Origin of the sequence: Streptomyces sp. NPDC007095, from assembly GCF_040634475.1 — a bacterium.
In the GTDB taxonomy this organism is placed as follows: Bacteria; Actinomycetota; Actinomycetes; order Streptomycetales; family Streptomycetaceae; genus Streptomyces.
Window position 1 is genome coordinate 1 of sequence record NZ_JBEYFS010000127.1, and the last position, 18,988, is coordinate 18,988.

Sequence of the window (18,988 nt, forward strand, 5' to 3'; positions counted from 1 at the left end):
CTTTCCGATCCGACGGCACCGCCGACCCGGCGGGCGCCGCCCACCGCTTGGGGCTGGGCCTCGGCCCGGACGGAAACCCGGCGCCCGTGCGCGTTGCCGCCTTCGTCCTGGACTCCAGTGTCTCGGCGGCGGACGTCGAACAGACCGCGCTACGGCTCCTGGATCTCGTGCGCCTCCAGTGCGAGGCGCGCTACGGGCGGCACGCGGGCGTCCTGGTCGACGGGGTCGTGTACGCGCTGCTGCCGGCGGTCGGGGAACGTGGCGGGGCGCGGCACAGAGGGCTGGCGGAGGACATCGTGGGGCGGGCCGGGCAGGCACTGCGGGTGCCCGTACGGGCCGGACTGGGGGACGTGGTCTCCGGGCTCGCGCAGGTGCGGGCCTCCCGGGACGACGCCGACCTCGTGCTGCGGGTCCTGGGCCCGGAGCTGCCGGTGGCGACCGTGGAGGAGGTGAGGCCGCGCGTCACCCTGCTGCGGCTTGCCGAAGTCCTCGGCGAGCGGCGGGAGTTGAGCGCGGGCGGGTGGCGGCGGGTCCTCGCGTACGACGCCGAGCACGGCACCGAGTACGCCCGCACCCTCGTCGCCTGGCTGGAAGCGGGCTGCGACATGGCGGGCGCGGCGCGGCTGCTCGCCGTACACGCCAACACCTGCCGCTACCGCCTCCGGCAGGCCCGGCAGCAGCTCGGCATCGACCTCGACGATCCCGACGAACGGCTGGTGCTGTGGCTCCAGTTGAGGACCCTGGGCGGGCTCGGCAGCCGCCACTGAGCCGCCCTTCGGCCCTGGCCGTCAGTTGACGTCCACGTCCTCGAAGACCTCCAGCAGCCGCGTCAGCACCCGTACGTCTGCACCAAGTTCCCTCTGGAGTGGCTCAGCGGCCTCCCCGCGTGAGCCACCGCGCCAACCGGTCCTCGCACGCCCGCAGCTGCGCCACCGGGACGTACTCCCCCGCCGTGTGCGCGAGGACCGGATCGCCCGGGCCGTAGTTGAGGGCGGGCGTGCCGAGGGCGGCGAAACGGGCCACGTCCGTCCAGCCCAGCTTCGGACGGGGCGTGGCGCCCAGCACGCGGACGAGCGAGGCGACCGCGTGCCGGTCGAGCCCGGGCAGCGCGCCCGGCACGACCTCCGTGACGTCGACCTCGTACTCGTCCTCGGGAAAGAGATCCCGTACGTACTTCTCCGCCTCCTCGGCCGAACGGCTCGGTGCGAAGCGCGAGTTGACGGTGATCACGCACTCGTCGGGGACGACGTTGCCCGCGACCCCGGCGCGTACGGCGACGGCGTTCAGCCCCTCCCGGTACTCCAGACCGTCGATCACCACCCGTTCCGGGGTGTGGTCGGCGAGGCGCTGGAGGACGGCCCCGGCGCGGTGCGCGGCGTTCACACCCCGCCAGGCACGCGCGGTGTGCGCGCGCTCGCCGCGGACCGTGATGTCGGCCATCAGTACACCCTGGCAGCCCGCCTCGACCCCGGCGTCGGACGGCTCCATGAGGATCGCGAGGTCGGCCTTCAGCAACTCCGGCCGTACGGCGGCGATCCGGCCGAGCCCGTTGCGGTCGCCCTCGACCTCCTCGCACTCGTAGAAGACGTACGTGAGGTCGCGGGTGGGCGTGGGGAGCGTCGCCGCCAGCCGGAGTGCGACGGCGACGCCGCCCTTCATGTCGCAGGCGCCGAGCCCGTACAGGAGGTCGCCCCGCAGGAGGGACGGCAGGTTCCCGGCGGCGGGAACGGTGTCCAAGTGGCCCGCGATCAGGATCCGTTCGGGGTGGCCGAGGCCGGTGCGGGCGACCACCGAGTTGCCGATCCGCTCCACGGTGAGGTGCGGGAGAGCGGCGAGGGCCGCCTCGACGGCGTCCGCGAGCCGGGCCTCCTCGCCGCTCTCGGAGGGGAGGTCGACGAGGGCACGGGTGAGGGCGACGACGTCGGCGGTGAGGTCGAGGGTGTTCACGCCGCTTCCTCGTCGCCGAGTCTGTCGCCGATTTTCTCGCCGGGCTTGTCTCCGGGCTTGTCTCCGAGCTTGGAGTGCTTGATCCCGTACAGCCAGTAGATCACCAGGCCGACGGCCATCCACGCGCCGAACGCGACCCAGGTGTCCGGCCCCAGGCTGAACAGCATGTAGACGCAGAAGCCCACACCCAGGATCGGCGTCACCGGCGAGAAGGGGACCCGGAAGGAGCGGGGTGCCTCCGGGCTGCGGCGGCGCAGCAGGACGACCGCCAGGTTGACCAGCATGAAGGCGAAGAGCGTACCGATGCTGGTGGCGTCCGCGAGCGCGCCCAGCGGGACGAGCGCGGCGAGCACGGCGATGAAAGTGGAGACGATGACCGTGTTGGCGCGCGGCACCCCGGTGGTGGGGTGCACCTTGGAGAACAGCGGCGGCACGAGCCCGTCCCTCGACATCGCGAAGAGGATGCGGATCTGCCCGTACTGCACGGTGAGCACGACGCTCGTGGTGGCCACGACCGCCCCGATGGAGAGCAGGATCGGCCACAGGCTGCCGCCGCCGACGGACTGCACGAGCACCTGGCTCAGCGTGGCCTCGGTGCCCTCGAACTTCCTCCACGGCATCGCGCCGAGCGCGGCGACCGCGACGAGGACGTACAGGGCGGTGACGAGGACGAGGGAGAGGATGATCGCGCGCGGCAGGTCGCGCTGCGGGTTCTTCGCCTCCTCCCCCGCCGTCGAGGCGGCGTCGAAGCCGATGTAGGAGAAGAAGAGCGAGGCGGCGCCCGCGCTCATGCCGGCGGTGCCGAGCGGGAAGAGGGGCGTGAAGTTCCCGGCGCGGAAGGCGGTGAAGGCGACCGCGCAGAACATCACCAGGGCGGCGATCTTCACGCCGACCATGACGGTGTTGGCGACGGCGCTCTCCTTCGCTCCGCGCAGCAGCACAGCCATGGCGAGGACGACGATGGCGGCGGCGGGGATGTTGAGGACACCGCCGGCGCCGGGCGGCGCGCTGAGCGTGTCGGGGAGGGTGACTCCGACGGTCAGGTCGAGCAGTTCGTTGACGTACTGCCCCCAGCCGACCGCGACGGCGGCCACGGACACCCCGTACTCCAGGATCAGACACCAGCCGCACACCCAGGCGACGAGCTCGCCGAGGGTGGCGTACGCATAGCTGTACGAGGAGCCGGAGCCCGGGATCATGCCGGCCAGCTCGGCGTACGACAGCGCGGAGAACAGCGCGGTCACACCGGCCAGGACGAACGACACGACGATGGCGGGACCGGCCTCGGGCACCGCCTGGCCGAGGACCACGAAGATGCCGGTGCCGAGCGTCGCGCCCACGCTGAGCAGGGTGAGCTGCCCGACGCCCATCGTCCGCCTGAGCGGGCTCCCGGCGGCCTCGGCGACCAGCGATCCGACGCCCTGACGCCGGGTCAGCCGAGCCGCCCGTCCGCCTCCTCGGCCGACGTCCGGCCGTGTACGTACCGTCTGCGTCTCCACGCCTTGTCTCCCTCCACCGTTCACCGTTCCGCCTTCAGTGCCCTGATGATGCGGAGGGCGGGGCGACGGGCGGTGGGCGCATCGGCCAGAGATGGCGGGGGCTGTTTGGCGGGTCGGCCAAAGCCAGGGGGTGACTGGAAACAAGGACCGTTGGCGCAACAGGGCGCGGGGGTCGGTGCGGCGGAGCGCGGAGCGTCAGCGCAGCGCGTCCGCGACCTCCCGCGCCGCGTCCATGACCCTCGGCCCCACCCGTTCCGGCACGGAGTCCGCGAGCATGACGACACCGACGCTGCCCTCGACCCCGGTCACCCCTATCAGGGGAGCGGCGGCCCCACTCGCACCCGCCTCCAACTCCCCGTGCGTGAGCGTGTATCCCGGGGCGTCCGCCGGGCCCGGCTGCCGGGCGGCGAGGATCGCGCGGCCCGCGGCGCCCCGGTCCAGCGGATGGCGGAACCCGGCGCGGTAGGCGACGTGATAGTCCGTCCACGTCGGCTCCACGACGGCGACGGCGAGCGCCTCGGTCCCGTCGACGAGCGTGAGATGAGCCGTGGCCCCTATGTCCTCGGCCAGCGCGCGCAGCGCCGGCAGCGCGGCCTCCCGTACCAGCGGATGCACCTGGCGCCCCAGTCGCAGTACCCCCAGCCCGACCCGGGCGCGGCCGCCCAGATCCCGGCGTACGAGCGCGTGCTGCTCCAGCGTGGCGAGCAAGCGGTACACAACGGTCCGGTTGACGCCCAGTTTGTTCGAGAGCTCGGTGACGGTCAGCCCGTGGTCCGTGTCGGCGAGCAGCTTGAGGACACGCAGTCCCCGGTCGAGCGTCTGAGAGGTCTCCGCGGTCACGACGCCCACTCCTTAGTGGTGAAGTCGGCGGCCCCTCGCGGCGGTTGCGTCTCCGAGTCCCGTCGGCGACGCGCTTCAGAGGCCGCCGTCGGCTGACGACCCGGGCTCTTCCCGGGCGGAGTCGCTACACGGCTGCGCTCCGCGGCGGCGCTGCCACGGGGCGTGTGCGTAGCGGGACAGTAGCGAGCCGGTTCGCTCAGCGGAAGTCTCCGTCCAGAATCCGGTCATGGCCTGGTACGGACTCTTCCCCTTTACAGAGCCTTTGTCCTCGTACGTACAGCACACACCACCCGGCGCACACGCCCCCCACAGACGGCGCACACGACCCTGGAAGGGGCGCGGGGAACTGCGCGACCAGCCACAGACGGTCCACAGCCGAAGCACAACCAGCGCCCCACGAACCGCGACCGCCCCGGCACAGCGCACAGCGTCACCGCATACGGGTGGCCCACTCCTGCACCTTGGCGATCCGCTGCCGCAATTGCCCCGCCGTCGCCTCCGCGCTCGGCGGCCCCCCGCACACGCGGCGCAGTTCGGTGTGGATCACACCGTGCGGCTTACCACTCTGGTGGACGTACGCGCCGACCATGGTGTTGAGCTGCTTGCGCAGTTCCAGCATCTCCTTGTGCGAGACCACGGGCCGCCGCTCGGCAGGCAGTTCGAGAAGGTCGGCCTCCTCGTCGGGCTTCTTGCGGCTGTGCGCGATCTGCCGCGCCTGCCGCTTCTGGAGCAACAGCTGCACCTGGTCGGGTTCGAGCAGCCCCGGAATCCCGAGGTAGTCCTGCTCCTCCTCGCTCCCCGGGTGGGCCTGCATCCCGAACTCGGCGCCGTCGTAGAGCACTCGGTCGAAGACGGCCTCGGACTCCAGCGCCTCGAAGGAGAACTGCTCCTGCTCGCCGGTGTCCTCGTCCTGCTCCCGGTTCGCCTCGTCCATCTCCTGCTCGGACTCGGCGTACGGGTCCTCCTCGCCCTCCTTCTTGGGCTTGTCGAGGACGTGGTCGCGCTCGACCTCCATCTCGTTGGCGAAGCCGAGGAGGTCGGGGACGGTCGGAAGGAAGACGGAGGCGGTCTCGCCACGCCGCCGGGACCGTACGAAACGGCCGACGGCCTGCGCGAAGAAGAGGGGCGTGGAGATGGTGGTGGCGTACACGCCGACAGCGAGCCGCGGCACGTCGACGCCCTCGGACACCATGCGGACGGCGACCATCCACCGGTCCTCGCTGTGGCTGAACTCGTCGATCCTGTTGGACGCGCCCGTGTCGTCGGACAGGACGAGGGTCGCCTTCGTCCCGGTGATCTCACGGATGAGCTTGGCGTACGCGCGCGCGGAGTCCTGGTCGGAGGCGATGACGAGCGCGCCCGCGTCCGGAATGCCCTTCCTGACCTCGGTCAGCCGCTGGTCGGCGGCGCGCAGCACACTGGGCATCCACTCGCCGCGCGGGTCGAGCGCGGTGCGCCAGGCCTGCGAGATGGCGTCCTTGGTCATCGGCTCGCCGAGGCGGGCCGCGATCTCGTCCCCCGCCTTCGTGCGCCACCGCATGTTGCCGCTGTAGGAGAGGAAGATGACAGGCCGCACGACCCCGTCCCCCAGAGCGGACCCGTATCCGTAGGTGTAATCGGCGGAAGACCGCCGAATACCGTCATTTCCCTCTTCGTATGTCACAAAGGGAATCGGATTGGTGTCGGACCGGAAGGGCGTACCGGTGAGCGCGAGCCGCCGAGTGGCTGGCTCGAACGCTTCGAGACAGGCCTCGCCCCACGACTTGGAGTCACCGGCGTGGTGGATCTCGTCGAGGATGACGAGGGTCTTGCGCTGCTCGACGCGGTTGCGGTGGAGCATGGGCCGCACGCCCACACCCGCGTACGTCACGGCGACGCCGTGGTACTCCTTGCTGAGCGGACCGGCGCTGTACTCGGGATCCAGCTTGATCCCTATCCGCGCGGCGGCCTCCGCCCACTGCTTCTTCAGGTGCTCGGTCGGCGCGACCACGGTCACCTGCTGCACGACGTGATGGTGCAGCAGCCAGGACGCGAGCGTCAGCGCGAACGTCGTCTTGCCGGCGCCGGGCGTGGCGACAGCCAGGAAGTCGCGCGGCTGCTCCTGGATGTACCTCTCCAGCGCCCCCTGCTGCCAGGCACGCAGCTTGCTGGCGGTACCCCAGGGGGCGCGGCCGGGGAAGGCGGGTGAGAGGTGGTGCGAGGTGGATGCGCTGGCGGCGGTGGTAGTCACGGTCTCCGTGGTTTGGTCGAGCGGCTCGGCTACGTATGACAACCGGGCCACCCTACCGGCGCCCCGGAGCTGTCAACGCGCGGACGACGCCGGGTCACCCGCGGATGGGACCCACCTCACAAACCCCGCGACCGCCCGCCGATCACCCCGATGTCCTGCTCTTCACCGGCCGCCATGGCGATGACCAGGCACTACGAGCTCGGCCGGTTCACGATGACCGCGCTCGGCCGGACCGGAACACTGCTCTCCTTCCAGATCACCGCTCTCGCAATCGCGTGGTCACCCAGGCCCCCACCAACGCCACCCCCGCCATCGGAAGGAACACGGCCGCGAACGCGGTCGGGTGGGAACCGTCGGCCGTCGAGGTGGCCGTCTCCGCGACCTTGCCGCCGCCCAGCGCCGCGAAGGCCGCGCCGCCCGCCGCGAGGAGCACGATGTCGGAGAGGCCGTCGGAGATCTGGAGCGCGGCGGAGTTGGAGCCGACTTCCTCCGGCGCCGAGAGGCGCAGCAGCAGCACGCTGGTCGAGGCGATCACCAGTCCCATCCCGAAGCAGCCGAACCCCCAGGCGACGGCGACGATCCACACGGGCACCGCGGGAATCAGCACGCTGGGCACGGCGACGACGGCCGCCGCCAGCAGCACCATCCCGAGGAACATCAGCCGGTCCCGGTACGGCTCCGCCCGTGGCCGCGACTGCACATACGACCCCAGCGCCCAGGTCCCGCCGGCCGCCGCGAGGGAGAACCCGGCGAGCGTCGGCGACAGCCCGCGCTGGGTGACCAGCATGAGGGGCACAAAGGACTCGGCGGCGATGAAGGAACCGGCCGCGAGCCCGCGCAGCAGCACCACGGACGGCAGCCCGCGCGCCGCCCGGTAGGTGCCGCGCGGCAGCAGCCCGAGGACGGCCGGGACGAGCAGTGCGGCGCCCGCGAGGCCGGGGACGAGCGAGAGCGGGCCCAGGTCCTGGGCGGCGTACTGGAGGAGTCCGGAGCCGAGCGAGATCCCGAGCGCCAGCCGGATGCGCCGCCGCTCGAAGGGCTCGCGACCGGCGCTCCCCGCGTCCGCCGACCGCCCGGACGACAGCCGTCGTATCCGCGGCAGCGCGAGCGCCAGCGGAAACACGACCAGCACCGGTATCCCGGTGAACACCCAGCGCCAGCCCAGATGTTCGGTGACCGTGCCCGCGATCAACGGTCCGACCACGGACGGAATCACCCAGCTCGCCGCGAACGCCGCCATGATCGCCGGGCGCAGCCGCTCCGGGTAGGCCCGCACCACGACGACGTACAAGGCCACGACGACCAGCCCGCCGCCGAGCCCCTGCACCGCCCGCCCGAGAAGGAACAGCCACATGGTCCCGGCCGTCCCGGACAGCAGCAGTCCGGCCGCGAAGGCCGTGATCCCCGTGGTCAGCGGCGCCAGGGGCCCGCGGCGGTCCGCCCACTGCCCGGCGAACACCATCCCGGACAGGCTCGTCGTGAAATACGCCGAGAACGCGAACGCGTACAACGACACCCCGTCGAGCTCCCGTGCCGCGACGGGCATCGCCGTCCCGACGGCCGTGGCCTCGAAGGCGATCAGCAGCTCCACGAACACGATCCCGATGCTGAGCGCCCGGTAGGGGCGGCTCAGCACACCTCCCACGCCCTTGTCCTCGGGCGGGGCGGTCGCGACATCACGTGCTTCCAGCGCTGTCATGGCCGCCAGCGTAAGGGCCACAACCGACAGTGACTCCTGTCCGGAGACCGTGATCGTCTGGGCCTTTGGTCGTACACCCAGGGCCCGAGAACCGGCATTCATGAACGGCGTATGGCAGTCCCGTTGCAGCGCCCCCGCACCCCTTGAGCCCACCCTCCGCCCCGCCTACGTTCAACCCATCAGGTTCGGAACGAGTGAGCCGTGCCGCACCTGAGAACGGCCGTGTGCCCGAGTGGTTCAGGGGCTCGCCTGCAAAGCGAGTTACGCGGGTTCAATTCCCGCCACGGCCTCCTGTGAGGTGGATCGGCCGTCCCCGCGGCCCGGGGGCGGCCGAGCCACGCGTGGGGGGCGTGGCCGTCCGGCGGCTAGCCGTGGAGGGTGCCGCCCGCCTCGTCCTCGAATATCTCCGGCCAGTAGCGCCAGCCGTCGTCGCCCTCCAGCGTGGGGGTGGGGTCGCAGGCGACCGGGTCGACCGTGGCGAGGGTCTGGGCCATGGTGGCGGCCAGTTGCTCGTAGGAGTCGGTGAGGTCGTGGGCCGCGTCGAGGGCCTTCTCGCGGTGGAGCAGCCAGAGGGTGAAGGCGAGGGTGGAGATGTCGGCGTTGAGGGGGCGCAGGGTGATGTCCGGCTCGCTCCAGGCGAGGACTGCCCCCGTGGTGCCGTCCACCACGAGGCTGGTGTCCTCGATGAGGTAGCCGAGGCGTATCAGGCGGTCGGCCGTCGGGGGGAGTTCGTCGGCGGAGAAGTCGTCGGGGCGCTGGTCCGCGTAGTAGTCGGCGAGGGCCGGCAGGGGCACTTCCGTGTCCAGCTGGAAGAGGAGGCCGTCCTCGGGCAGGCCGGTCTCGCGCAGGAAGCGACGGGTCGGCTCGTGCACGAGCGCGGGCGGGAAGTCGACGTCCTCGAAGCGCATGATCGCGCCCGCGCCGAACTCCTCGTCCAGCAGCCGCTTGGGCAGGTCGAGGGTGAGGCCCTCGCCGGGGCCCGCGATCCGGGCGAGGGGGCGGATCAGGGCGGCCATCCGCCAGTACGGCGCCACCTCGCCGCCCGCGCCCGCCGCGAAGACCGCGGCGAGGGACTCGGAGGCCTCCGTGACCGCCTTCGGGCCGAACCGGCCCTCGTAGGAGGCGAACCGGCCGCGGGACGCCGTCAGCTCCTCCGTCGCCGCCGAGAAGCGCACCAGGGCTTCCAGGGAGGGGGCCAGGGGCGCGAGGTCCATCAGAGCCGGGTCGGAGAAGAAGTACGTCGTGGCGACCTTCCCCGTCGCCCCGTCGAGGACGATCGACTCCAGGTCCCGGTCGAAGGTCCGCAGGGCTCCCACGACCAGCTGGTCCTGGAGCTCCGTGGCGAGTTTGTCGGCGTCACCGGCCAGGTCGGCGACCCTGCGCAGCCCGTGCTCCCGCAGCGCGCCGAAGCCCAGCAGCGTGCCCTCGGCCGGCAGCCCGTGCCCCGTCAGCCACTGCCGTGTGTCCGTGTGCGTGATGTATGGATCCAGCTCGTCCTCGGTCAGCGTGATCGCGCCGACGACATCGGTGTCAGTCGTACTCATGGCTCCCCCGCGCATGTGAACGCATATGTGCTTCCCGCGGGGAACTCGCCGCCGCCCAGCGGCAGTTCCCCACTGACCGAGAACCATACGCCGCCCCACTGACAACGCCGGAAACCCGCAGGCACGCAGGTCGTACGGCCCGGAAACACGCGGGTTCAAGCCATCGGGGGCGCCTTGCCGCGGCCGTCAGCCGTCAGCCGTCAGCCGTCTGAACGGAAAATCCCAGCCACGGGCGACAGGAAGGGCCGCCCGAGGAGCTGAGGGACAGGTGAGAGCCTGAACGGCGTGCTCAAGGCGACAGTGCGTAGCCCTCGGAACGGCTCCCAACGCCAGACTCAGGTACGGGCTCTGTGTCCAAGAAGTGACCGGCGTCGAGCGGACGGACCCGCCCCATTTTCACGCCTGGGCAGGCGTCACCGCAGGGATACGGGAACTCAGGTGAAGTACACGCCGCCCAGGACGACCACCACGGCCGCCACGACGAACAGCAGTACCCACAGCGCCAGCTTCCCGACGCTCGGCGGAGGCTCGTAGCGCGGCTGCTCGGGATCGGGATCGTGGGTCGTCGGCTCGGGATCGTGGGTCGTCGGCTCGGGATCGTGGGTCGTCGGCTCGGGGGTGCTCATGACGCGTTCACCACGGCGGCTTGCGGACGGATCGGGAGGCGGTTGACGGGGCGGCCCGTCGCCGCCCGTACGGCGGACGCGACGGCCGCCGGGGACGTCACGACCGGCACCGCGCTGGCCGCCTTCGCGCCGAAGGGGGCGACGACGTCGCGCTCCTCGACGAGCTTGACGATGCGGATGTCGGGGGCGTCCAGGGAGGTCGGGAGGGCGTAACCCGTGAGGTCGGGGTGGCGGACCAGGCCGCGGGCGGTGCGGAGGTTCTCCGTGAGCGCGGCACCGACGCCCTGGGTGACGCCCGCCTCGATACGGGCCGTGAGCTGGGCGGGGTTGAGGATCCGGCCGACGTCCTGGGCGAGCGCCAGCTCCACCACCCGTACCGAGCCCAGTTCGATGTCCACGTCCACCACCGCGCGGATCGCGCAGAAGGCCAGGCCCACGAAGGCGTCGCCCTGGCCCGCCTCGTCCAGCGGCTCGGTCGGGTGCGGGCGGCACTGCGCGGTGGCCCACAGCTCCTTGCCGTCCATCGCCTCCGTGACGGTGGTCGAGAGCACACCGTCGTACGAGGTGATCTTGCCGTCGGTGATCTGGAGGAGCTCCGTGGACATGCCGAACTTGTGCGCCAGAGGCTGCAGGAGCTGCGTACGGACCATCTTCGCGGCGCGTTCGACCGCTCCGCCCGACACCCAGGTGTGGCGGCCACGGCAGCTGGGGCCTGCGGGCGGCTGGTCGGTGTCGACCGGCGCCACGTGCACCTCGTCGATGCCGAGGGTCTCCTGGACGATCTGGCGGGCCAGTGTCGTGAAGCCCTGGCCGGTCTCGACGGCCGCGCACAGGACGGTGGCGACGCCGTCGTGGACCTTGACCGTGGCCGTGGAGACCTCGTCCGCGCCCTCTGCGCCGAGCATGTGGACCATGCCGAGGCCGTAGCCGACCCCGCGGCGTACGGCGCCGGGTTCGCCCGCGCCCTCGGGGCCGCCCGGGAGCAGCCACTCGTCCTCGGGGGTGTCCTTGGGGAGCGCGGGCAGAGGGTAGTCGCGTACGGCCTGGAGCAGTTCGGCGACCGGGGCCGGGCAGGTCACCGTCTGGCCCGTCGGAAGCACGTCCCCGGTGGCCATCGCGTTCTGCAGGCGCAGTTCGGCGGGGTCGAGAGCGAGCTTCTTGGCGAGCTTGTCCATCTGCGCCTCATACGCGGCGCAGACCTGCATGGCGCCCTCGCCGCGCACATGGCCGGAGGGCGGGTTGTTGGTGCGCACGGCCCAGCCCTCGATGAAGGCGTTCGGGACGACGTAGGGACCGCAGGCGAAGGAGACCGCGGCGGCCAGCGACTCGGCGGACGTGTCGGCGTAGGCGCCCGCGTCGAGCAGGATCTGCGCCTCGACCTTCACCAACCTGCCCTCGGTGTCGGCGTGGTGGCGGTAGCGCAGGAGGGTGGGATGCCGGTGGGCGTGGCCGAGGAAGGACTCCTCGCGGGTCGCGGTGATCTTCACCGGGCAGCCGGTCCGCAGGGCCAGCAGGCCGAGCGGGAGCTGGAAGCCCTGGTCCTCGCGGTCGGCGGTGGCGCCGGGCACTCCGGTGACGACGACCTTCACCCGCTCGGGCTCCAGGCCGTAGCAGGCGGCGGCGGTGTCGCGGTCGGTGTGCGGGTCGGTGGAGGCGACGTAGAGCTCGACGCCGCCGTCCGGGCGGGGCACGGCGAGTCCGGCCTCGGCGCCGATCGGGGCCGGGTCCTGGCGGCCGATGCGGTACAGGCCCTCGACGACGATCTCGCCGACGGCGTCCGGATCGCCGTGGCGCAGCGGGATGTGCCGGATCAGGTTGCCGTCGGGGTGCAGGGGTTCGGCCTCGAACGCCTGCTCAGGGTCGGTCACCGGGTCGAGTACTTCGTACTCGACGATGACGGCCGCGGCGGCCATCCGGGCGGTGTCCGGGTGATCGGCGGCGACGGCCGCGATGGGCTCGCCGTGGTGGCGTACGACCTCCGAGGCGAACACCGGACGGTCCGCACGGCCGCGGCCGTGCAGGGCGGCGCCGGGCACGTCCTCGTGGGTGATGACCGCCCGTACGCCGGGCATCTCACGCGCGTGGCTGGTGTCGATGGACACGATGCGCGCGTGCGGGTGCGGCGAGCGCAGCACGGCCGCCCACAGCAGGCCCTCGGCCCACAGGTCGGCCGCGTACGGGAAGGTGCCCTCCGTCTTGGCGCGGGCCTCCGCGGCGGGCAGCGACACGCCGAGCCCGTGCGGCAGCGGCTCGGGGCCGGTGTCGGGTGCCGCGGGAGTCGCGGTCGCGGTCTCGTTGCTCACGCCTGGCCTCCGTCCTGGCCGTACGGCTGCTCATGCGGCGCCTGGGAGTCGTACGGAGAAGGGTCCTCGAACGCCGACAGGTTGACGCCGCCCGCGCCGGGCCCCGCCTGGTGCGGGATGCGCGGCTCGTCGGCGTCCGGCGTGGCCTCGGCGGCGGCCGCGCTGTGCGCCTCGCGTTCGGCGACGACCTCGCGTACGGCGTCCAGGACCCCGCGGTAGCCGGAGCAGCGGCACAGGTTGCCGCACAGCGCCTGGCGGGTCTCGAGTTCGGTGGGGGCCGGGTTGCCCTCGAGGAGGTCGTGCACGGTCATGGCCATGCCCGGGACGCAGAAACCGCACTGCACCGCGCCGCACTTGGCGAGGGCGCGCTGCACGTCCGAGGGCTGTCCGTCGGCGGCGAGGCCTTCGACCGTACGCACTTCACTGCTCGCGGCGGTGACGGCGGGCACCAGGCAGGACGCCACGAGCCGCCCGTCCACCTGCACGTTGCAGGCTCCGCACTCGCCCTGCGAGCAGCCGTCCTTGGCGCCCGCGAGGCCGAGGCGCTCGCGCAGGACGTAGAGCAGCGACTCGCCGATCCAGGCATCGGTCACGGGGCGGTCGGCGCCGTTGACGCGCAGGACGTAGGAGGCCAGGGGGTGTTCGTCGTGCGGGGGCGGCGCAGGGGTGTCCGGGTCGCTCGCCTCCGCACCGGGGGCGTCCGGCTCGGGGTGCTCGGGGTGCTCGGGGTGCTCGGGGTGCTCGGGGTGCTCGGGGTGCTCGGGGTGCTCGGGATGCTCCGAAGGGTGCTCGGAAACGTACTCCGAGGAGTCCTCCGGAACCGCTGCCGGGGCAGCCGGCGTGGCCGGGTCGGGGTCCGGTTCGGCCCCGTCCGGGGTCCCGTACGCCTCGGCCGTCGCGGGCATGCGCCCGGCGACCGGCTCAGGAGCCGTGTGAGCGGTCTGCGCGGCCGTCCGGGCGGCCTCGGCGGCCGATTCCCCATGCATGTGCCGCGTGGGCTCCACGGGGCCCTCAGAAGCCTGCGGGGCCTCGGGGGTCGCCGCTCGCGGTGCGGCGGACCACGGCTCACCGATCTCCGTGGTCGCCCAGGGCGCTGCCGCGCCGCCCGGGAGCGTGGCGGGCGGGGTGCCGCCCCACTGCTCGACCAGGGCCGACGTGGTGAACTCGCCCGATTCGTCCGGAAGATCGCCTTCGGCGACCGGAATCGACCACTGCCCGGTGACGTCGTGTCCGGGCGCGTCTGCCGGGTGGTGACCGGAGGAGGCACCCTCCCGGGCGGCCTCCCCGAAGTCCCACTGGCCGGTGGCGCCGGGGTGGTACGAGAACCCGTCATGCGCCGCCTGCTGATACCCGGACTCCTGGCGCCCGGTCTCGTGGCGTACGGCTTCCTGGTGCGCGGCGTTGGGGTCCGGCCACTGGACGGCCTCGGCCGGCGCGGCCCAGGTGCCTGTCGCCCCGGGGTCGGCCGCCGGCGGCGCCGCGGCGATCCGGGGAGGCACATAGCCGTGGCCGGGCGCCGCGAGGGGCGTCTCTCGTTCCGCCAAAAGGGCGTCGATTCCGCCCTCGGGGAGCTTGACGAAGGCGGTGGCGCCGTCGTCGTAGTCCCCCTGCGGGAGGGGGTCCCACCTGCCGCTGGTCCGCGGAGTGCCCTCTCCGTGCTGGTCGTCGGTCACGACAGTGCCCTCCCCAGTGCTCGTCGGGCCAGCGCGGCGACGGTGCGCCGCAGGTGCAGTACGGCCGGCGGAAGCTGTTGTACGGAGCCGTCCTCGGCCGGGACGGGATCGGGGATGCAGGCCGCGGCGACGTACTCCCCGAAGGCGTTGAGCGCCTCCGGCACGATCGACCGGCTGTTGTCCCAGTCGATCAGCTGGGCGACCCACGCCTCCGCGTCCAGGGGCCGCAGCGGCATCGGCGCTATGGCGCCCACGGCGCACCGCACGCCGCGCCGCGCCGGGTCCAGGACGAGCGCCACGGACGCGATGGCGCGCCCGGGTCCGGTGCGTCCGGTCGCCTTCAGGAAGACCTGCGGCGCGTGCAGCAGCGGCACACGCACGTAGCCGATGAGTTCGCCGCCGCGGAGCATCTCCATGCCCGCGAGCAGGTGCGACACCGGGATCTCACGGCGGGCTCCGCCCTGGCCCGCGATGATCAGCGTGGCTTCCAGGGCGGCCAGCACGGGCAGCGCGTCCCCCGTGGGAGCCGCCGAGGCGATGTTGCCGCCCAGGGTGCCGGCGTTGCGGATCTGCGGCGGTCCCGCGGCGCGCGCGGCGGCGGCGAGCGCCGGGATGAGGGCCGCGAAGTCGGGGCGCCCCATGCGGGCGTGGGTGAGGCCGGCGCCGAGCAGCGCGTGGCCGTCCTGGTACTGCCAGCCGCGGATCTCGCTGATCCGGCCGAGGCCGACGAGCGCGGCGGGCCGCAGCTGTCCGGAGTTGACGGCGGCCATGAGGTCGGTGCCGCCGGCCACGGGGACGGCGGCGGGCATGGCGGCCAGCGCCGCCACTGCCTCGTCCAGCGAGGCGGGCAGCGTCACGGCCTGCGCCGCCTGCGGTGCGTGCGTGGTCAAACCGGCTGCCCCTTCCCGCTGCCCCACCTGGTCCCACCTGTGTTGCGCGTACGGTACGTGCTGACAGGGCGGACGTGGCAACTCTGGCACATCTTCCCCGGCCCCCGACGCGGGGGTCCGCTAGGAGGCATTCGCCCCCTCACCAGGGAGATGGTCCGTTTTCCTACGGCATCGCCGGTCGGTACGGATTGCCACTCTTCGGTGGCCCTTGGGTGCCTTTTGCCTTGTGGGGCCACTGTGTCGGTGCGAGCGGGCCGGGACACGCCGGTCGGGAGTCACCTCACACGTTTGGGGGCGCCCCCTCGATCGGACGTCCGAGCACACCCGGGCGCCGCTGCCACGGAAGGGGGCCCGTGGGCGGGCGATAGGCCACTCCCAGGGCGTCAAGCCGCCCGTAGTGGGCGGCCATCCGCCGTTCGAAGTCGGCGAAGTCCCGCTCGGCGGGGGCGGGCAGGGCGCTCCAGGCGACCTCGGCGAAGGCCGCGAGCCGGGGAAAGGTCTGGTAGTCCACGCGCGCGGGGTCCTCCATCACCTCGGTCCAGACGTTCGCCTGAGTGCCCAGCACATGCCGTGCCTCCGTCTCGGTGAGCTCGGGCGGAACGGGTTCGAAGCGGTAGACGTCCTCCAGGGTGCGGACATATCCGATCGGCACCGGCTCGTCCGGGCCCGCGGCCTGACGGTGGTCCAAGTACACCTGCTGCTCGGGGCACATGACCACGTCGTGACCGGCGCGGGCGGCCGTGATGCCGCCCTGGTAGCCGCGCCACGAGGACACCGCGGCCCCGGCCGCGAGCCCGCCCTCCAGGATCTCGTCCCAGCCGATCAGCCGACGCCCGCGCGCGGAGAGCCATTTGTCGAAGTGCCGGACGAACCAGGACTGCAACTCGTCCTCGTCCGCGAGCCCCAGTTCCCTGATGCGCGCCTGGGCGGTCGGCGACTGCTTCCACTGGTCCTTGGCGCACTCGTCGCCGCCTATGTGCACAAACCCCGAGAACCCCGAGAACGGTGTGAACGGGCCGGCGTCCGCCGGGAAGAGCTCCAGGAGTTCCTCGAACACCCCCTCGTAGAAGCGCAGGGTGTTGTCAGTGGGGGCGAGTACGTTTTTGGAGATGCCCCAGGTGTCCCAGACGGTCAGGGAGGTCGTGTCGATGACGTCGGTGTTGCCCAGTTCCGGATACGCGGCGATGGCGGCCTGCGAGTGTCCCGGGATGTCTATCTCGGGGACGACACTGATATGCCGCTCGGCCGCGTACGCGACGATCTCGCGGATGTCGTCCTGCGTGTAGAAGCCCCCGTGCGGCTTCTCCTCCCACAGGGGCGAGGCACGATGGCCGAATTTCGTGCGCGCCCGCCAGGATCCGACCTCCGTCAGCTTCGGGTACCGCTTGATCTGGACACGCCAGCCTTGGTCGTCGGTGAGGTGGAAGTGGAAGACGTTGAGTTTGTGGGCGGCCATGAGGTCGAGGTGACGCAGGACGCCGTCCTTGGGCATGAAGTGCCGGGAGACATCGAGCATGAGACCGCGCCACGGGAATCGGGGGGCGTCCTCGATGATCTGGTGCGCGATCCCGTAGGTCCTCCCCGGCCGGACGGGGGCACGGCGGAAGGCATCGGGGCCGAGGAGTTGACGCAGCGTCTGCGCGCCCCAGAACACCCCGGCCGCGCTGCCGCCCCGGATCTCGATGCCCCGGTTGACGACGACGCTGAGTTTGTACGCCTCCGGTTCCAGGGTGTCGTCGAGGAGCAGCCGCAGGGCGTTGCGGGCGTCCTGCGGCCCTGGTGGCAGCGGCAGGCCGAGCGCCGCGCCGAGCGTGGCGCGCAGCCAGCGCTCCGTGGCGTCCGTGCCGGGCGCGGCCCACAGGGTGGTCTGCGCGTCCAGTTCGCCCCCGCAGCGCATGGGGCCCTCGACGGCGCGGGGCGCCGGAATCACATCGTTCACGTCAGTCCTTTACCGCTCCGCCGAGGCCTGAGACCAGGCGTCGCTGTACGAGTACGAAGAAGATGAGCACCGGAATCGTCATCACCGTGGACGCCGCCATCACGCCGCCCCAGTCCGGCTCGTCGGGCTTGTAGAAGACGAGGAGGGCCATCGGCAAGGTGGACTGCGAGGTGTCGCTGATGATGAAGGACTTGGCGAACAGGAAGTCGTTCCAGGCCGAGATGAAGGAAAAGACGCTCGTGGCCACCAGCCCCGGGAAGACGAGCGGGAAAAGGATCTGCCAGAGGAATCGCGTACGGCTCGCCCCGTCGATGTACGCGGCCTCCTCCAGCGCCTCGGGAACCGCCTTCACAAAACCCCTCAGCATCCAGATCGCGAACGGCAGTGAGAAGGCGATGTGCGGCAGGATCAGCGAGCCCAGCGTGTTCAGCCGGCCGAAGTCCCGCATCAGGAAGAAGAGGGGGATCGTCAGCGCCTCGACGGGCACCATCTGCGCGACCAGGAACATGATCAACAGGGTGGTCCGGAAACGGAAGCGGAATCGGGTGACCGCTGTCGCCGCGAGAAACGCGATCAGCGCCGAGATGACGACCACGGACCCCGCCACCACAAGGCTGTTGACGAAGTAGCGGCCGAATTCCTGCTGCCCGAAGACGCGCCGGAACGAATCCAGGGAGGGCGAAAGTGTCCACGGCCGGGGCTCGGTGGACTCGATCTCCCCGGCAGGTTTGAAGGCGCCGAGCACCATCCAGTAGAGGGGGAAGGCGACGACCACCGCGATCAGCAGCGCGGACGCCTCGGCGGCGAGCCGCCAGGGGCGCCGGGGGCGCCGTACGAAGCCGGGTATCAGGCTCACAGTTCCTCCCCCTGCCTGTGCAGCAGCCGCAGGTACACCAGCGTGACCGCCAGCAGGATCACCAGCATGACCACACCGATCGCCGAGCCGAGGCCGTACTGCGAGGAGGCGAAGGCCTTCTGGTAGGCGTACACGTTCAGCACGAGGTTCTGGCCGGCGATGCCGCCGCCGTTCGTCATCACGTAGATCTGCGTGAAGACCTTGAAGTCCCAGATGACCGACTGGATGGTGACGACCACCAGGATCGGGCGGAGCAGCGGTGCGAGCACCGAGCGCCAGATCCGCCACTGCGAGGCGCCGTCCAGGGCGGCCGCCTCCAGCACCTCGGACGGTACGGCGCGGATCCCCGCGTAGACCGTCACCATCACGAACGGGAAGGAGCACCAGACCACTTCGAGCAGGACGAGAGCGAAGGCGCTGTAGCGCCCGTACGTCCAGGAGTGGTCGCCGATTCCGAGGACCCGGTTGACGGGCCCGAAGTCGGGGTCGAACAGGAACAGCCAGACCGTGGACCCGGTGACCGCCGGGGTCGCCCAGGCGCCGAGCGCGGCCAGCATCAGCGCGAGCCTCGGCAGGGCCCGTACGCGGGTGAGGAGCACGGCGAGGGCGCAGCCGACGGCCAGGGTGGAGAGCACGCACGCCGCCGCGAACACCAGCGTGGCGATCAGTACCTGCCAGAACTGGTCGTCGGCGAAGAGGGTGGCGTAGTTGCCGAATCCTTCGAAGGCGGTCGGTTCACCGCCGCTGACCTGTGCCTGGGTGTACTTCAGGAGCGAGATCAGGCCGAGCTGGTAGATGGGGTAGACGAGCAGGGCGCCGAGGACGACGAGGGCGGGGGCGAGGTAGAGCCAGGGGGTCCAGCGGGCGCGCCGGCGGCCGGGGACGCCGGCCACGGCCTTCGGGACCGTGACAGGTTCGGCGACGGCCTCTTGCGTGGTCATC

At 71.9% G+C, this 18,988-nt stretch carries 14 protein-coding genes and 1 tRNA gene; 2 read left to right on the plus strand and 13 right to left on the minus strand.

All coding sequences use genetic code 11. The annotated features are described in order from the left end of the window. Positions 1-767: helix-turn-helix domain-containing protein (locus ABZ656_RS34810; protein ID WP_360273348.1), on the plus strand; the 767-nt coding region annotated here is incomplete at its 5' end. Between the two features lie 103 nt (positions 768-870). Here the strand turns inward: ABZ656_RS34810 and dapE are convergent. The 5 genes from dapE to ABZ656_RS34835 all read right to left on the minus strand — a co-directional run bounded on the left by dapE (position 871) and on the right by ABZ656_RS34835 (position 8,215). Beyond that, positions 871-1,947: a succinyl-diaminopimelate desuccinylase gene (dapE, locus tag ABZ656_RS34815; protein ID WP_101404907.1), complete on the minus strand. Its 1,077-nt coding sequence runs from the start codon at positions 1,945-1,947 to the stop codon at positions 871-873. Further along, positions 1,944-3,446 carry an amino acid permease gene (locus ABZ656_RS34820; RefSeq protein WP_101404906.1) on the minus strand — a complete coding sequence of 501 codons (1,503 nt, stop codon included), beginning with the start codon at positions 3,444-3,446 and terminating at the stop codon, positions 1,944-1,946. Before ABZ656_RS34820 ends, dapE begins: the two co-directional genes overlap by 4 nt. A gap of 195 nt (positions 3,447-3,641) precedes the next feature. Continuing rightward, a complete protein-coding gene (locus ABZ656_RS34825; protein ID WP_101408088.1) occupies positions 3,642-4,286 on the minus strand; it encodes a helix-turn-helix domain-containing protein in 645 nt (214 codons plus the stop codon). 430 nt (positions 4,287-4,716) lie between these two features. Then, the gene (locus ABZ656_RS34830) at positions 4,717-6,516 is read right to left on the minus strand and encodes a DEAD/DEAH box helicase (RefSeq protein WP_101408087.1); all 1,800 of its coding nucleotides are present in this window, start codon (positions 6,514-6,516) and stop codon (positions 4,717-4,719) included. Positions 6,517-6,772: 256 nt separating this feature from the next. Then, on the minus strand, positions 6,773-8,215 hold the full coding sequence (locus tag ABZ656_RS34835; RefSeq protein ID WP_360273353.1) for an MFS transporter: 1,443 nt from the start codon (positions 8,213-8,215) through the stop codon (positions 6,773-6,775). A gap of 218 nt (positions 8,216-8,433) precedes the next feature. On the opposite strand from ABZ656_RS34835, the gene ABZ656_RS34840 reads away from it, so the two are divergent. Further along, positions 8,434-8,505: transfer RNA gene (locus ABZ656_RS34840), tRNA-Cys, on the plus strand. Positions 8,506-8,580: 75 nt separating this feature from the next. Here ABZ656_RS34840 and ABZ656_RS34845 read toward each other — a convergent pair. The 8 genes from ABZ656_RS34845 to ABZ656_RS34880 form a co-directional block, all read right to left on the minus strand. Next, positions 8,581-9,759: an SUKH-4 family immunity protein gene (locus tag ABZ656_RS34845; RefSeq protein ID WP_360273356.1), complete on the minus strand. Its 1,179-nt coding sequence runs from the start codon at positions 9,757-9,759 to the stop codon at positions 8,581-8,583. A 434-nt stretch (positions 9,760-10,193) separates the two neighbouring features. Continuing rightward, on the minus strand, positions 10,194-10,385 hold the full coding sequence (locus tag ABZ656_RS34850; protein ID WP_101404903.1) for a hypothetical protein: 192 nt from the start codon (positions 10,383-10,385) through the stop codon (positions 10,194-10,196). Next, positions 10,382-12,688 (minus strand): molybdopterin cofactor-binding domain-containing protein, encoded by a 2,307-nt coding sequence (locus tag ABZ656_RS34855; protein WP_101404902.1) that lies wholly within the window; start codon positions 12,686-12,688, stop codon positions 10,382-10,384. The genes ABZ656_RS34850 and ABZ656_RS34855 overlap by 4 nt, the downstream gene beginning before the upstream one ends. Further along, entirely contained in the window at positions 12,685-14,361 is a 1,677-nt protein-coding gene (locus ABZ656_RS34860) for a (2Fe-2S)-binding protein (RefSeq protein WP_360273360.1), read from the minus strand. The genes ABZ656_RS34855 and ABZ656_RS34860 overlap by 4 nt, the downstream gene beginning before the upstream one ends. Next, a complete protein-coding gene (locus tag ABZ656_RS34865) occupies positions 14,358-15,251 on the minus strand; it encodes an FAD binding domain-containing protein (protein ID WP_101404900.1) in 894 nt (297 codons plus the stop codon). The genes ABZ656_RS34860 and ABZ656_RS34865 overlap by 4 nt, the downstream gene beginning before the upstream one ends. Positions 15,252-15,531: 280 nt before the next feature. Beyond that, a complete protein-coding gene (locus ABZ656_RS34870) occupies positions 15,532-17,190 on the minus strand; it encodes a beta-N-acetylhexosaminidase (RefSeq protein WP_360273364.1) in 1,659 nt (552 codons plus the stop codon). Between the two features lies 1 nt (position 17,191). Beyond that, entirely contained in the window at positions 17,192-18,046 is an 855-nt protein-coding gene (locus tag ABZ656_RS34875) for a carbohydrate ABC transporter permease (protein WP_180362495.1), read from the minus strand. After that, positions 18,043-18,987, minus strand: coding sequence for a sugar ABC transporter permease (locus tag ABZ656_RS34880; RefSeq protein ID WP_101404899.1), 945 nt, complete (start codon positions 18,985-18,987; stop codon positions 18,043-18,045). The genes ABZ656_RS34875 and ABZ656_RS34880 overlap by 4 nt, the downstream gene beginning before the upstream one ends. Position 18,988: the final 1 nt, after the last annotated feature.

Excerpts from the sequence above, each read along its gene's own strand:
- ABZ656_RS34880 (WP_101404899.1), bottom strand. The coding sequence starts at position 18,987 with ATGACCACGCAAGAGGCCGTCGCCGAACCTGTCACGGTCCCGAAGGCC.
- ABZ656_RS34835 (WP_360273353.1), bottom strand. The coding sequence starts at position 8,215 with ATGACAGCGCTGGAAGCACGTGATGTCGCGACCGCCCCGCCCGAGGAC.
- ABZ656_RS34850 (WP_101404903.1), bottom strand. The coding sequence starts at position 10,385 with ATGAGCACCCCCGAGCCGACGACCCACGATCCCGAGCCGACGACCCAC.
- ABZ656_RS34845 (WP_360273356.1), bottom strand. The coding sequence starts at position 9,759 with ATGAGTACGACTGACACCGATGTCGTCGGCGCGATCACGCTGACCGAG.